We start from the raw sequence: 13,435 nt of genomic DNA on the forward strand, positions 1-13,435 counted from the left end.
GCTCTCACCTCACAAGTAGATGCTCTCGTACTGCTTCTCGGCTTTTCTCCTTGCCTGCTCCATCTGCTCGTGCATCTTCCTCAGCTGGGCCTCTATCATCTCCGCCTCCTTGATGAGCGGCTCCGTTGAGACATCAATGGGGGCCAGCTTTTTGAGGATCTCGATGACGTTCGCTGCCGCCCGCGGGTCCGGCCTGTCCCCGAAGGTCTCCCCCAGGAGGACGTAGGCGTCTAAACCGTTCCTGCTTGCCTCCCACAGGAGCTTTCCGCTCATGCCCATTATCGAGCCGTACTGGAGTATCTTTGTCCCCGCCCCTTCAAGCTCCCTGTTCAGCTCCTCTCTTGCCCCAACTCCCCAGACTTCCATCTTCTCCTTGAAGAAGCCTATCCCTATCCCGCCGATCGAGAACACCTTCTCGGCTTTCATTTCCTTCAGGTAGTTCGCCAGCTCCTTCGCTATCTCGTTCACGAGAGTTGGGGGGACGTAGATGTCCGCAACCGCCACGATGATGTTGTCCTTCCCGTAGAAGCGGAGTGGGGGATTCGGCTTCCCTTCGAGAACGATGCTCATTGGCGGAATGAATGGACTCTCAACGTAGCCTATCATCTCCATTCCAAGCTCCTTCGCGAGGAAGTTGCCCGCTATGTGGCCGACGAGGCCTATTCCGGGATAACCTTCTATGAGAATCGGGTTCTTTATCTCCGGGAGCACTATTTTGACAGGCCCCCCGTTTTCCACGGTACCACCCCCGGAGAAATTTAGTTCCAAAAGGTTATTAAATTTTCGTCTCTACCCGGCGGTGCTCCCCTTCATTCGAGTTTCATTTCCACTGGAAAAGCAACCCTTAAATAACCCGGGCTCTATTTTTACAGGGTGGTGTCTATGGTGAAGATTGGTATCATAGGCGGTTCGGGCGTTTATGGCGTCTTTGAGGCAAAGGAAACGGTCAAGGTCCACACCCCCTACGGCAGGCCTTCGGCTCCGGTGGAAATAGGGGAGATAGAGGGCGTTGAGGTGGCCTTCATACCCAGGCACGGCAAGCACCACGAGTTCCCGCCGCACGAGGTTCCCTACCGGGCCAACATCTGGGCGCTCAAAGAGCTCGGCGTCGAGAGGGTCATCGGCGTTACCGCCGTCGGCTCGCTCCGCGAGGAGTACAAGCCCGGTGACATCGTCATAACCGACCAGTTCATTGACTTCACCAAAAAGCGCGATTACACCTTCTACAACGGGCCTAAGGTGGCACACGTGAGCATGGCCGACCCCTTCTGTCCCGAGATGAGGAAGATATTCTACGAGACGGCAAAGGAGCTGGGCTTCCCGGTCCACGAGAGGGGCACCTACGTCTGCATCGAGGGCCCAAGGTTCTCAACGCGCGCTGAGAGCTTCATGTTCAGGCAGTACGCCCACATAATAGGCATGACGCTCATCCCGGAGATAAACCTCGCAAGGGAGCTGGGTATGTGCTACGCGAACATCGCAACGGTCACCGACTACGACGTCTGGGCCGAGAAGCCCGTCGATGCCCAGGAAGTTCTTAAGGTCATGGCCGAGAACAACTACAAGGTCCAGGAACTGCTCAAGAAGGCCATCCCGAGGATTCCCGAGGAGAGGAAGTGCGGCTGCGCCGACGTGCTGAAGAGTATGTTCGTCTGATTTCTCTTCTCCGACACCTTTTTAACTTCCACCGGAAACACAACCCTTTAAAAAAGGGTGGTGGCTATGAGCGTTCTCATCAAGAACGGTTACGTTGTCTACGGCGAGAGCTTTGAGGTCGTAAAGGCTGACGTTCTCATCGAGGGGAATCGAATCGTCAAAGTGGCCAGAGACATCAACGAGGCAGCCGATACCGTCATCGATGCGAGGGGGAAGGTCGTTTCCCCGGGCTTCATAAACCTCCACACCCATTCCCCGATGGGCCTCTTCCGCGGCCTGGCCGACGATCTGCCCCTCATGGACTGGCTCCAGAACCACATATGGCCGCGTGAGGCGAAGCTCACGAGGGAGTACGCCAAGGTTGGGGCCTACCTCGGAGCGCTGGAGATGATAAAGACCGGCACGACGACCTCCCTTGACATGTACTTCTTCATGGACGCCGTTGCCGAGGTGGTTCTTGAGTCCGGCCTCAGAGGCTACCTCTCCTACGGGATGATAGACCTCGGAGACCCCGAGAAGACCGAGAAGGAACTCAAAGAGGCCCTCCGCACGATGGAGTTCATCGAGAAGCTCGGCTCCGACAGGGTTCACTTCGTCTTCGGGCCCCACGCGCCCTACACCTGCTCGATAGCCCTGCTCAAGGAGGTAAGAAGGCTCGCGAACGAGCACGGGAAGATGATAACGATCCACATGAGCGAGACCATGGCAGAGATAGGCCAGATAACCGAGCGCTACGGAAAGAGCCCGGTGGTTCTGCTCGACGAGATTGGCTTCCTGGGAAGCGATGTTATCATCGCCCACGGCGTCTGGCTCGATGCGAGGGATATACAGATTCTAGCGAGGCACGGAGTTACAGTTGCCCACAACCCCGGCTCAAACATGAAGCTCGCGAGCGGCGTCATGCCCCTCCAGAGGCTCCTGAACGCTGGAGTTAACGTTGGCCTCGGAACCGATGGAAGTGCAAGCAACAACAACCTCGACATGCTCGACGAGATGAAGCTGGCCGCTCTGCTTCACAAGGTCCACAACCTCGACCCGACGGTTGCCGATGCCAAGACTGTCTTCAGGATGGCCACCATCAACGGGGCCAAAGCCCTGCGCCTCAACGCCGGCGTCATAAAGGAGGGCTACCTGGCGGACATAGCAATCATCGACTTTAACCAGCCCCACCTGAGACCGATAAACAACGTGGTTAGCCACCTCGTCTACTCGGCCAATGGAAACGACGTCGAGACGACGATAGTCGACGGGAAGATCCTCATGCTCGACAGGGAAGTTTTAACGCTCGACGAGGAGAAAATCCTGAGCGAAGCGGAAAAAACGATAGGAAAACTGGCTTAGCTCAGAGGCTGGCCAGCCAGTCCGGGTCGATGTTCACCCTCTTTTCTTCCCATGCCCTGAGCGCCCGGTACATAGCCGCCCCGGCGATGGCTGAGAGAACGCTCGCGAGGCCCGTTATGAGGCCATCAATCAGGCCCGCCAGCAGGGCCCCGGTGAATCCTCTGGCAAAGAGCGAAGTCATGAAAACAAGCCCCCCTGCCGCGGCCCCGATGCCAACGATAACTGCCCCCATAAGTGCCCCGAATACGAAAACCTCCCTGGCGTTGTCCAGGGCGGTTTCGATTATTCTCAGCCCTTCCCCGAAATCTTTGGTCCATATGTACGCTGGAATCATCATGGTGATTATCCCAATCAGGAAGATCGCGGGGGGCAGTCCGAGCAGTCCCGCTATCACGTACCTCGTTGTTCCGGAGAGGGCGTAGTGAGCCAGTATTGCGGGGAAGAGCATGAGGCCACCGACTATGAGGATCACGATTCCGTAAACGATGCCCACCAGGAGGACCATTATTCCCCCTGCCACGGACTCCCTTATGAGGGCCGGCTCCTCGAAGGGTATGCCCTTTTTGTGGTGGTAGAATGCCCTGGTAGGGTAGTAGAGGACTGTGAGTCTGATTAGCAGGGCTATAAGGACGAGCAGAACCGCGATGCCGGCGTTGAAGTCTGGGCTGTACGCCACCAGCTCCACGTTTGAGTCGAGTCCGGAGATGGCCATGAGCGCACCGGCTATCCCCGACGCCGCAACGGGATACCTCCATAGCTTTTTGTCCTCGGAAATGGATGTAATGGCTTCCGTCAGTGCTTCCAACGCTTTCATGGTGCACCACGTACATCTTTCTTTTGAAATCCTACTTTTATGCGGAGGTGTGGACTTCCCGATGACCCTTTAAAGTCGAAATCCTTAAATGTCTTTCTGATTAATACTATCATAAGATAGCAGTAGAAAAATAATTAATTTTGAAGTACAATATGTTCTTTTATCTTTCTGATTGGAATTATCTACACCCTTTCAAAACACGTTCGGGCCTTGTACCTTTCCTTGAAACTCTCTGTGGGAGGAAATGGGGACAGAGAACAGTGTTTTTGAAGATATATCTGGACGTGTCGTTGCTGCTCCAAACGTGTTGCGAATCAGGACATGTCCCAGCTGGGTGTTGGGTGGTGGGTCGCAACGGAAAGATTTTAATGTTTGGGGAAAAATACTGACTTCGAGCTAAAGGTATGTGAATAGAAACATAACCGGTGGGTGGGATGATCGAGCTGATTTTTGGAGCGGCGTTCCTCGTGTCGTACGTTTTACTCTTCTACAACTATCACCTTACTGGACGGAAGGCGCTAGTTTACTACGCGCTGGCCTGGTTCAGCCTTTCGATACACTTCTTTGTTCCGAGGGAATCCATATACGCTGTCGGTCTCGCTTTCTTCGCGTTCTTTATCTGGCTTGGGAACATCAGGGCTTCGGATGAGCTCCTGTGCTCCCTTAGATATTCCCGGGAGCTTAGGTACTTCTCCGTTATTCCTGTGGCGGGGTTGATCTTCCTGTTTCCTGAACATTCGTTGGTTTCCTTTACTGTTCTCTCGGCGAGTGTAATGTTCTCGGGGATTTACTTAGTCCTTACTAAAAATAGTGATCTGAAACTGATGGGGCTCCTGGAGATACTCTTTGCCGCCACTTCTTTCCTTAGAGGTTACTACTTTTCCAATTCATATGTTGGTCTGGTTGAGGCTCTCCTGGCATTTGTCCTCTCCTACGTTTCAATAAAGACCTTCCTAGATAGCTCATTCATCGGCGAGTTTGAGGTGATGGATGTAAAAACCGAGCTGAAGCCAGGTGTTGTCATGCTTGAGTCCGTTCCTGAGGATATCTTTGAGGGCGCTTTGGTATTTTCAAGGCAGAGGAGGGAGTCCCCCAACTGGTTCTGGATAACCAAGGTTTCCGATGGGGGAATCTCACCCACCAACCTTCCCAAGATACTTGACATCGCTGTTAAATTCATGAAAAGGGCCAATGAGCACGGAAAGCGCCCGGTCATAGTCATGGATGGCCTTGAGTACCTGATTCTTGAGAATGGATTCCCCACGGTTATCAAATTCCTGACAACGATGAGGGACTACGCTCTGCTCCACAATGCGACCATCGTTGTAGTGGGGGACGATTCCTTTCTGGATGAGCGGGAGAGGAGGATACTCCACAAACTCCTCGAGTAACCAGCCCGGCAAAGCTCTTAAGTCTTGAGGGGATCAGGTGAAACGGTGATTGGGATGTTCTCCTTTGAGATTGTCCGTGGAGACATAACCCGCTTTCCGGCCGAGGCCATAGTCAATGCCGCCAACCGCTATCTGGAACACGGCGGCGGTGTGGCCTACGCTATAGCCAAGGCCGCTGCTGGAGACGCCCGCGAGTACATCAGGGTAAGCAAGGAGGCCATGAGGGAGCAGCTCGGAAAGGACTCCATCGAGCACGGTGAGGTCGTCGTAACCCCTGCGATGAGGCTCGAAAAGTTTGGGATTAAATACGTCATCCACACGGTCGGGCCCTATTGCGGCGGCGTCTGGGACGAGGACAAGAAGGAGAAGCTCCGAAAAGCAATTATGGGGGCGCTGAAGAAGGCCGATGGGCTGGGTGTTAAAACAATAGCCTTCCCGGCCATAAGCGCCGGAATCTACGGCTGTCCGCTGGAGGAGGTCGTGAGGACGTTCAAGGAGGTTGTTGATGGGTTTTCAAGGGAAGCGAGGAGTGTGGAGAGGATTTACCTGGTGCTGTACTCGGAGGATGCCTACCGAAAGGCGTGTTCTGCTCTATGGGGATAACGTTCCAGAAGCGATGAGCAACGGTAACGATATTCAAAATAAATAAATCGGATGAAGTGACGTCAGTCGTTCCAGGGTATTCTTTCGACGATTATTGGGCTTCCGTTGTTCCAGTCCACCACGAGGATTTCTGTTGGGTAGTTTTCCATTTTTCCGAAGAGCTCTACCACAGCCCTGGTTCCCCAACGGTCGGAGCCGGCTAAGATTATCACATCTCTGCCGTTTATGTTTTTGACCGCTATTATGCCCTTTCCGCGTCCAGGATAGTCGTTCGTGATGCTGAGGTTGAAATGGTTCTCAAGATAGAACTTTGTTAGGTTGTTTGCCAACGGGCCTCCCACTAAGATTAATGGGAACAGAGTGTCTGGCACTTCTTCCCTGTCTGTAATCAAGTTATTGTCCACGCTCTGCTGTTTCAGGGCTCTTGCGTACTCGGAATCAACTCTTCCGTCACCGTAGACTATTGTTGCCCTCCATGAGTTCTCGTCTATGTTTATTATGCCATCGTTGTCGTAGTCCTCGAAGTACTTGTCTATCGGAAGTTTCTCAGTGCCCCACACGTATTTTTCGAAGAACCATGAGAAGTCTTTCCCTGTTACGTTGTTTACAATCCTGAGAAGGTCTTCGTTTGTGTACAGTTTTTTGAATCCTCTAAACTCTTTGAATTTTTCTTTCTCCACGTCATCGAGGGACTTTTTACCCCCCGTGGCTTTTTGGATTTCAAGGTCGAGGAGCATGGCAACGAGTGCTCCCTTTCTGTATACTATCTCTGCCCCCGCTGAAAAAGCGCTCCAACTCACTCGCTTGTCAAAGTATTTGTAGCCCTCTGAGACGGGGACATCGTATTCAGTTTGTCTCATGTCTTTGTAGACGTCGTAATACCAGATTAGGGGAGACTCCCGATAACTGGGAATTATGTTCATATTGACTAATGACTTTGCTACGTAATATTCGTTTATTCCCTCCCATTGCCAATTTGCTTCTGTTACGCCTCTTATTCCTTCAGGTGGCCATCCTTCCCATACGTGAAACATCTGGTGGGGTAGAGCAGTATATCTGATGTCTTGGATTCCCCAATTGGGTTTAAAACTTACAGCCTGTCCGTACTGACATTCACCACCCCATATCGGTAGGTCTCTGGGCCAAGGTAAAAACACAACCATGTAGACTCCATAGGGGGAAGGTGTCTCGAAGAGATTCTCGTAGTATTCAAAGAGCTTAACGGTTTGCTTTTCAATCTTGTACGCGTCTTTGATTGATTTATGGACGTAAATCTCTATCCGTGTCCCATGTTTAGTGTATTTGGTATACTTAAAAAATGCTCCTGCTTTTGAGACAATAATATATCCTCTAAAAAATATATCTCCAGTGCTATCATAAAATCTATCTTTGCCAGGGGTTATCACATCCCAGTTTTCAGATGGTATTACATGTAATTTTATTTTTGTAACCGCCGGGGGAACTTCTGGTTGTATCTTGGGTTGAAATATGTCAGGTCGTATTAAAATAAAGTCGTCTCCTCTGTATTGTACATAGTCAATTGGTCTTCTTGCAACTGTTGTTGGAAGGTTGTATTCGACCGTTAGCTTGTTATATCTCGATGTTGGAAGGGGATAACTGACGCATCCGTCATCCGAAACTTGAGGTTCTATGCTTAGTTTCTCTCCGTCTCCATATATCGTCACATTGGTAACGGTCCACTCGCATCTGAACCCCCTCCTTCCTGCTGTAATGATATGTCCCACTGAACTCCGCTGATCTCCATCTTCACGTGTATTGTGTCCTTGCTCGGGTCTACGTAGTAGGTGTACTCGACTGTGGGAGTGGCGGGACTTTCTGAGAGGACGATGGGGACGTTTGGGCTCAGAATTAGGCTTGCCAGTATCACCAGAGCAACAAGGCGTCTGTCCAACATAAGGGACACCTCTAATAAGTTGAAACTACTCTTAGAAGCTTCTAGATAAAGTTATATAATCCTTTTGATAATACCAAGTGTTCCGGTGATGGCTGAGATTCTCTGCATTCCGATTTTCGTGCTCCGTCGGTATGGAAAACCCCTTAACCTTTGAACCCAAAATTTCTCCGGTGATACTCATGCGCATCGAGGACGTTTACATCTGGGACATCAACGCCAAGTGGCTTGGGATTACCCCCTACCAGCTCATGGAAAACGCCGGAGCGGGCGTTGCCAGGACGATTGAGAAGCGCTTTGGGACGGGACTGAGGGTGGCGGTCTTCTCAGGCACCGGAAACAACGGTGGGGACGGCTTCGTCGCGGCCAGACACCTCAGCTTCGACAACGACGTTACACTCTTCCTCGTTGGAGACGAGGCAAAGATAAGGAGCGAGGAGGCAAGGCACAACTGGGAGATACTCAAGGGCCTCGACTTTGTGGAGATTAGGCTTCTCAAGGATTCCGCCTACGTAAAGTCCCTCGACCTGGGCGGCTTCGACGTGATAGTCGATGCCCTTCTTGGGGCCGGCACAAGGGGCGAGCCGCGCGAACCGATACGCTCTGCGATAGAGAAAATCAACGAATACGCGGGAAGGGCGAAGATAGTTAGCGTTGATCTGCCGAGCGGGTATCCCTCCCGGATTCGCGTCAAGGCAGACTTCGCGGTGACCTTCCAGTGGGACAAGGAGGAATACGGGGGCTTTGAGAGGGTGATAGTCAAGATAGGCTATCCAAAGGAGCTCTACCACCTCGTCGGGCCGGGCGATGCGAAGTTCGCGTTGAGGAAGAGGGGCGAGCACAAGGGGCAGAACGGTAAACTGCTCATCATCGGCGGGAGCGGGGACTACTACGGTGCTCCCTACCTTGCTTCCAAGGGGGCGGGCTACCTCGTCGATTTGGTTTACCTCGCGATGCCCTCCGAACCGGCGAAGAGGATAAGCGACCCCGACCTGATCCTCAGGCCCATTGAGGGACAAAACTTCTCGCCGGGGCACGTCCATGAACTTCTGAGCATAGCCCAAAAGGTAAATGCCGTCGTCATCGGCCCTGGAATCGGTCTCGCCGAGGAAACGAAGGAGTTCGTGAGGGAATTCATCAAGCGCTGTGAGAAGCCGATGGTCATAGATGCCGATGCCCTGAAGGCCATAACTGAGGACTTGAGCGTTCTCAATGGAAAAACCTTCGTCCTGACGCCCCACGCGGGTGAGTTCAATGTCCTCTTTGGGGTGAAGCCTGAGGGTTCACTCATGGAGAAGGCCGAAGTGGTGAAAGGGGAGGCCGGCGAGGTTGGCGGTGTTATCCTTCTCAAAGGTGCCTACGACATCATCAGCGACGGAAAGACCTGGAAGTACAACAGAACCGGGAACAGGGGAATGACCACTGGTGGAACCGGAGATGTCCTGGCCGGCCTTGTTGGCGCCTTGCTGGCTTTGGGCAACGAACCGTTGAGGGCCGCTTCCGCTGGTGCCTTCCTCAACGGCCTCGCCGGGGACATGGTGAAGGAAGAGCTCGGCGAGAACTTCACCGCTTTAGAGGTTGCGAAGAAAGTGCCGCACGCGGTTAGGTGGGTGATGGAGTTCTAAGTGGTTGTTTCTGATTTCATCTTATCTTCTTTTGGGATATTACCTCACCAACGAGATTGTTACGGCAGGGAGAGAATAGTGTAAGCCCGAAAGTTCTGGGGGATGAGGTGAGTTTGAAGTTTTGGGAATCTCTTTTACTCAACTTGTTTTCGTCAACTGGAGTCGTTTTGCAGTGGTTGAAGTCTTTTTTTTCATGTTTGTTGTAAATTACTATTAAAGAGAAAAACTTTTAAGGACTTGGATTTTATGTCCATTGAAAACTCTCGGAGGTGAACCTCTTGAAGTGGCGTCCGTTGATGGCAGTCCTCCTCGGACTGCTCCTGCTTGGAGTGACGGCTGGAAGTGCAATAGCGATGCCGGTTCGAATGGAACCGATAAGACCACAGAGTGGCATTGGCCTGGGGTCGTATGTTTCGATATCAATAAAAGGGTCCAATGCGGATCACTATTCGCTTCCCATATCTGGTGGACTCAGAAAACTTGATGTGTGGCGGATAAGCAGAAACAGATGGTATACAGTTGAAGTAAAGTATTACAGGATACCCCTTAGCGGCCAGTATCAATTTGCAGTTATCCTTCCAGAGAGTGCCGTGGTGAACCTAAATGATGCCACAGACCTGGATGGGAAAAAGATACTCTCGAATGAGTACAAAAAGGTGGAGTATCTTGGCCCATGGATTGGGGACAAGAAGAACACGTTCCACTTCAAGAAGGAAGGCTGGTTGACTTGGAAGGTTGGAGTCAGAATCCCTGCGAAATTCACAAAGCGGGGGTGGACGATAGTCGGTACTCTGGGAACTTCCATGTCATCGTTCGGAGACACTACAAAGCTTGCGGCGAGTTTTTATGGCATTAAAAAGCTCGTTGAGTCTCTTGGTACAAAGTTCACTCTAAGTGCTCTCAAGAACCTGGCGTTGAAGTCCAACCTTGCAGGTCTCGTGGCCTCGATAATTGAAACTGGGGTCAACGCGGACATAGCCTTTGTGTACGTGGGGTGAGATTTATGAAACTTTTGAGGTTTTTCTATATTTACTCTTTTATTGCCATTGTCGGACTGATTGAAGTCACCCGGGGTAAATGGGATATCTGGGAAATTGGGGAAGGAATTATTTATGCTGTGGTGATTCCCCTCGTCGTTGTTTCGGTAATATTAATTCTGTCTCTCGTATATGAAAGATTTAAAACCGGAAATGGCTCCTATGAAAGAAAAAACTCAGACAGAAGCATGAGGGAGCTTGTGGGGCTTTTGGCCATTGGTATTATCCTCGCGTACTTCCCGGCTTTGGTTGGAGGATGGATGAAACCAATCATCGGATGGTTTTGCTTGTTCCTGGTGTTACCGGTTCTCTACAGGCTTGATAAAATCGTGGAGAGTGATTAAATGTCCGAACTGGGTAGGGCATTGCTGAGAATTTCCTTTTATTCTTGGATGTTTTATCTGCCCCAAATATTGTCCTTTACAGTGTGGGGCTTTGGATCTGGGTGGGCTGCAGCACTGCTGTTATTTTTGATTTCAAGTGTTGGTTATACGATTAGGGGTATGGCGTTTTTGATTGTCCCGTTGGGTCTTTTGAAGATGATTCTATGGTCCAATGTAACTGTAACGGAGGATTCTGTAAAATATTTCAGGCCTGCTGCGGTTTATGGTGTGGTTGCATTCGCTTTGAGGCTTTTTAATGTGCTTATCCCGGAATTTCTCCCGGTCAGAGTTATTCTTGAACAAAGCCTCCTTGTAGTTTCTCTCGTTGTGTCTTACTCTTATATGGGAATCATTGTCTCGAGGTCTTCACCTGGAGGAGTTTATTTGATTCGGATTTCCAGTTTATTGGTGGGTTTCATAACATTTTTCCTTTTACCCCCTCCTATTTAGCACTATCTAGGTGATGCGCATGAGATGGCGTCCGTTGGTGGCGGTCTTCATTGGACTGCTGATGATTGGAGTGACGGCAGGGAGTGCACGTGCAACTAGTGTTCATCAAAAGGACATAAGTGGCTCCGGGAGTTTCATTATCTGCGTCAGCTGCTGCGGCTAAGATCTCAGATGCTGCTCACAAATTTGTGGAAAGTCACGGACAGTAATGGGTCTATGTGAAGAGAGGCTAACCTCTTTTATTTCAAAATATTTTAATGTCTCGAAACTGGGTGATGAAAATGGCCTCCGAAAACGCGGTTCGAGTGCTCATGTCGGTTCCAGCCGTTATCCTTGCAGTCGCTGTCCTCGCGGTTAGAGGGTTTTCTCCTGAGACAATGCTCGTTCTGGTCCTTCTCTGGGTTGCGGGTGCCCTCCTCCCCCGCGCCTGGGAGTTCCGGAACGGGAAACTGGAGGGGGCCTTTTTACTCCAGAACGTCCTTCTGTATACCGCTTTGGTGGTTCTCTGTGGGGTAGAGTACCTGCTCCTTGAAGAGAGCGTCTATGGGGTCTCCAAGGAGATGGTGATGTTCTTCACTGCCTGGCTTCTCAGTGGGGTTTTTGAGTTCCTCTGGCCCGGATTCGCGAGAAAGGGAGCCAATCAAGTGTCGTCGTAAACAGAAACGAGAAGAATGGAAACAACTGGGGTGGGAGACCTCAGCCCACCCCACAGTAGCTCCAGACGGAGTAGCCGTACTGGCCGCTGGCCGGGTCGTGGGCCGGGGCCTCGAGGTAGACCCAGCCGCTGGAGGAGACGTACCTGTCCACCCAGCCGCCGAGGTTGCCGGTGTACTCGTGTATGCACGAGCCGGCAAACTTCGGAACGTAGACCCACCTTCCGGCCTTGCTTGAGCCGAGGTTGATGTAGGTTATCAGTCCGGGCTTGCTTCCGTAGCCGTTTCTGACGAATATTAGCTCGTCGCTGTCGTAGTAGACTATGCTCGTGCTTCCCCCGCGAGGTGATCGTGTATCCAGATGAGGTTCTTGAGCCTGTCCTTGTTGAGCCACTCCTCGTAGTCGCGGTAGAATATGACCGGCTGCCCCTCGTAGGTGAGAATGAACGCGTAGGCAGGATACTTGTTCCAGATTATGTCGGTGTCGTGGTTGGCCACAAACGTCACCGCCTTGAAGGGGTCGCGACTGACCACCGTCTGGCCGTATCTGAGGGCATCCACCAGCGCGGGAATATTGTTGTTGTCAAAGGCCTCGTCCATCTTGTAGTAGAGCGGGAAGTCGAAGACTTTAGCCCCGCTGTCGTAGGCCCAGCCCAGGAGCGCATCGACGTTGGTGTCCCAGTACTCGCCGACGGCCCAGCCGCCCCACCAGTTCAGCCAGTCCTTGACCACCCACGCTCCATAACCCTTGACGTAGTCAAAGCGCCAGGCATCGATGCCGATGCTCCTGAGATAGGCGGCGTAGCTCTCCTGGCTGGCCCAGAGCCAGTACTGATCCCAGCTCTTCTCGTGGGCGATGTCAGGATAGCTCCCGAAGGTGCCCTCGTCGCAGCACTTGACCTCGTTGGGGTGGAAGTCGAGGTAGTTGGCGGTGTACTTGCCGGAGGCGACCTTGGAGAAATCGGTCCAGGTGTAGTCGTTCACGAAGGGGTTCCACTCCAGGTCGCCGCCGGCGCGGTGGTTGATGACTATATCTGCAATGACCTTCATGTTGTAGGCGTGTGCAGTGTTTATCATGTTCACCAGTTCCTGCTTCGAGCCGAACCTCGTCTCCACCGTCCCCTTCTGGTAGTACTCACCGAGGTCGAAGAAGTCGTAGGGGTCGTATCCCATCGAATAGCCGCCGCTCATGCCCTTGCTCGCGGGGGGAATCCATATCGCCGAGATCCCTGCGCTCGCCCAGTCAGGTATCTTGCTCCTGATGGTGTCCCACCAGATTCCCCCACCGGGAACGTCCCAGTAGAAGGCCTGCATTATGACGCCGCCGTTCTCAAGGGTTTCCGCCTTCGCCGGAACCGCCGAGACGCTGAGAACTACCAAAAGCACGAGAAGTGCCACCAACACCTTCCTGGCCATGGCAATCACCACCGGATGGTCAGAACATATCACCGGTGGTGAAATATTTAAACTTTGCCACTATTGTTCATTGTAGAACGTAAAAGAACACTGGATGGATGGTCAGAAATGAAACATCCCGTTTCAACGCTGAGTTTTTCTTTCCGTGAGCCTG

The 13,435-nt window shown here is 52.0% G+C and carries 13 protein-coding genes and 1 pseudogene; 9 read left to right on the forward strand and 5 right to left on the reverse strand.

Features of this window, described 5'->3' with window-relative positions; genetic code table 11:
* Positions 1–9: 9 nt before the first annotated feature.
* Positions 10–738 carry a proteasome assembly chaperone family protein gene (locus FH039_RS00700; protein WP_139679816.1) on the reverse strand — a complete coding sequence of 243 codons (729 nt, stop codon included), beginning with the start codon at positions 736–738 and terminating at the stop codon, positions 10–12.
* A gap of 144 nt (positions 739–882) precedes the next feature.
* On the opposite strand from FH039_RS00700, the gene FH039_RS00705 reads away from it, so the two are divergent.
* Positions 883–1,656, forward strand: coding sequence for an S-methyl-5'-thioadenosine phosphorylase (locus FH039_RS00705; protein ID WP_139681523.1), 774 nt, complete (start codon positions 883–885; stop codon positions 1,654–1,656).
* Between the two features lie 66 nt (positions 1,657–1,722).
* On the forward strand, positions 1,723–2,997 hold the full coding sequence (locus FH039_RS00710) for an amidohydrolase family protein (RefSeq protein WP_139679817.1): 1,275 nt from the start codon (positions 1,723–1,725) through the stop codon (positions 2,995–2,997).
* Position 2,998: 1 nt separating this feature from the next.
* Here FH039_RS00710 and FH039_RS00715 read toward each other — a convergent pair whose 3' ends face one another.
* A complete protein-coding gene (locus tag FH039_RS00715; protein ID WP_139679818.1) occupies positions 2,999–3,811 on the reverse strand; it encodes a hypothetical protein in 813 nt (270 codons plus the stop codon).
* A 434-nt stretch (positions 3,812–4,245) separates the two neighbouring features.
* On the opposite strand from FH039_RS00715, the gene FH039_RS00720 reads away from it, so the two are divergent.
* Complete coding sequence (locus FH039_RS00720; protein WP_139679819.1) at positions 4,246–5,202, forward strand: DUF835 domain-containing protein; 957 nt, start codon at positions 4,246–4,248, stop codon at positions 5,200–5,202.
* Positions 5,203–5,256: 54 nt separating this feature from the next.
* On the forward strand, positions 5,257–5,805 hold the full coding sequence (locus FH039_RS00725; protein ID WP_139681524.1) for a [protein ADP-ribosylglutamate] hydrolase: 549 nt from the start codon (positions 5,257–5,259) through the stop codon (positions 5,803–5,805).
* A 62-nt stretch (positions 5,806–5,867) separates the two neighbouring features.
* On the opposite strand, the gene FH039_RS00730 is transcribed toward FH039_RS00725, so the two are convergent.
* Together FH039_RS00730 and FH039_RS00735 are read right to left on the reverse strand one after the other, a co-directional pair.
* Positions 5,868–7,490 carry an S-layer protein gene (locus FH039_RS00730; protein ID WP_139679820.1) on the reverse strand — a complete coding sequence of 541 codons (1,623 nt, stop codon included), beginning with the start codon at positions 7,488–7,490 and terminating at the stop codon, positions 5,868–5,870.
* On the reverse strand, positions 7,487–7,720 hold the full coding sequence (locus FH039_RS00735; protein WP_139679821.1) for a hypothetical protein: 234 nt from the start codon (positions 7,718–7,720) through the stop codon (positions 7,487–7,489). The genes FH039_RS00730 and FH039_RS00735 overlap by 4 nt, the downstream gene beginning before the upstream one ends.
* A 179-nt stretch (positions 7,721–7,899) precedes the next feature.
* Between FH039_RS00735 and FH039_RS00740 the strand changes: the two genes are divergently transcribed.
* The 5 genes from FH039_RS00740 (at position 7,900) to FH039_RS00760 (ending at position 11,868) form a co-directional block, all read left to right on the forward strand.
* Complete coding sequence (locus FH039_RS00740; protein ID WP_139681525.1) at positions 7,900–9,342, forward strand: NAD(P)H-hydrate dehydratase; 1,443 nt, start codon at positions 7,900–7,902, stop codon at positions 9,340–9,342.
* A gap of 296 nt (positions 9,343–9,638) precedes the next feature.
* Positions 9,639–10,340, forward strand: coding sequence for a hypothetical protein (locus FH039_RS00745; protein ID WP_139679822.1), 702 nt, complete (start codon positions 9,639–9,641; stop codon positions 10,338–10,340).
* A 5-nt stretch (positions 10,341–10,345) separates the two neighbouring features.
* Positions 10,346–10,723 (forward strand): hypothetical protein, encoded by a 378-nt coding sequence (locus tag FH039_RS00750; protein WP_139679823.1) that lies wholly within the window; start codon positions 10,346–10,348, stop codon positions 10,721–10,723.
* Positions 10,724–11,212 carry a hypothetical protein gene (locus FH039_RS00755; RefSeq protein ID WP_139679824.1) on the forward strand — a complete coding sequence of 163 codons (489 nt, stop codon included), beginning with the start codon at positions 10,724–10,726 and terminating at the stop codon, positions 11,210–11,212.
* Between the two features lie 275 nt (positions 11,213–11,487).
* Positions 11,488–11,868 carry a hypothetical protein gene (locus FH039_RS00760; RefSeq protein WP_139679825.1) on the forward strand — a complete coding sequence of 127 codons (381 nt, stop codon included), beginning with the start codon at positions 11,488–11,490 and terminating at the stop codon, positions 11,866–11,868.
* 40 nt (positions 11,869–11,908) lie between these two features.
* On the opposite strand, the pseudogene FH039_RS00765 reads toward FH039_RS00760, so the two are convergent.
* Positions 11,909–13,281: pseudogene (locus tag FH039_RS00765) on the reverse strand (alpha-amylase).
* Positions 13,282–13,435 lie beyond the last annotated feature (154 nt).

Source organism: Thermococcus indicus, assembly GCF_006274605.1.
GTDB classification, from domain to species: Archaea; Methanobacteriota_B; Thermococci; order Thermococcales; family Thermococcaceae; genus Thermococcus; species Thermococcus indicus.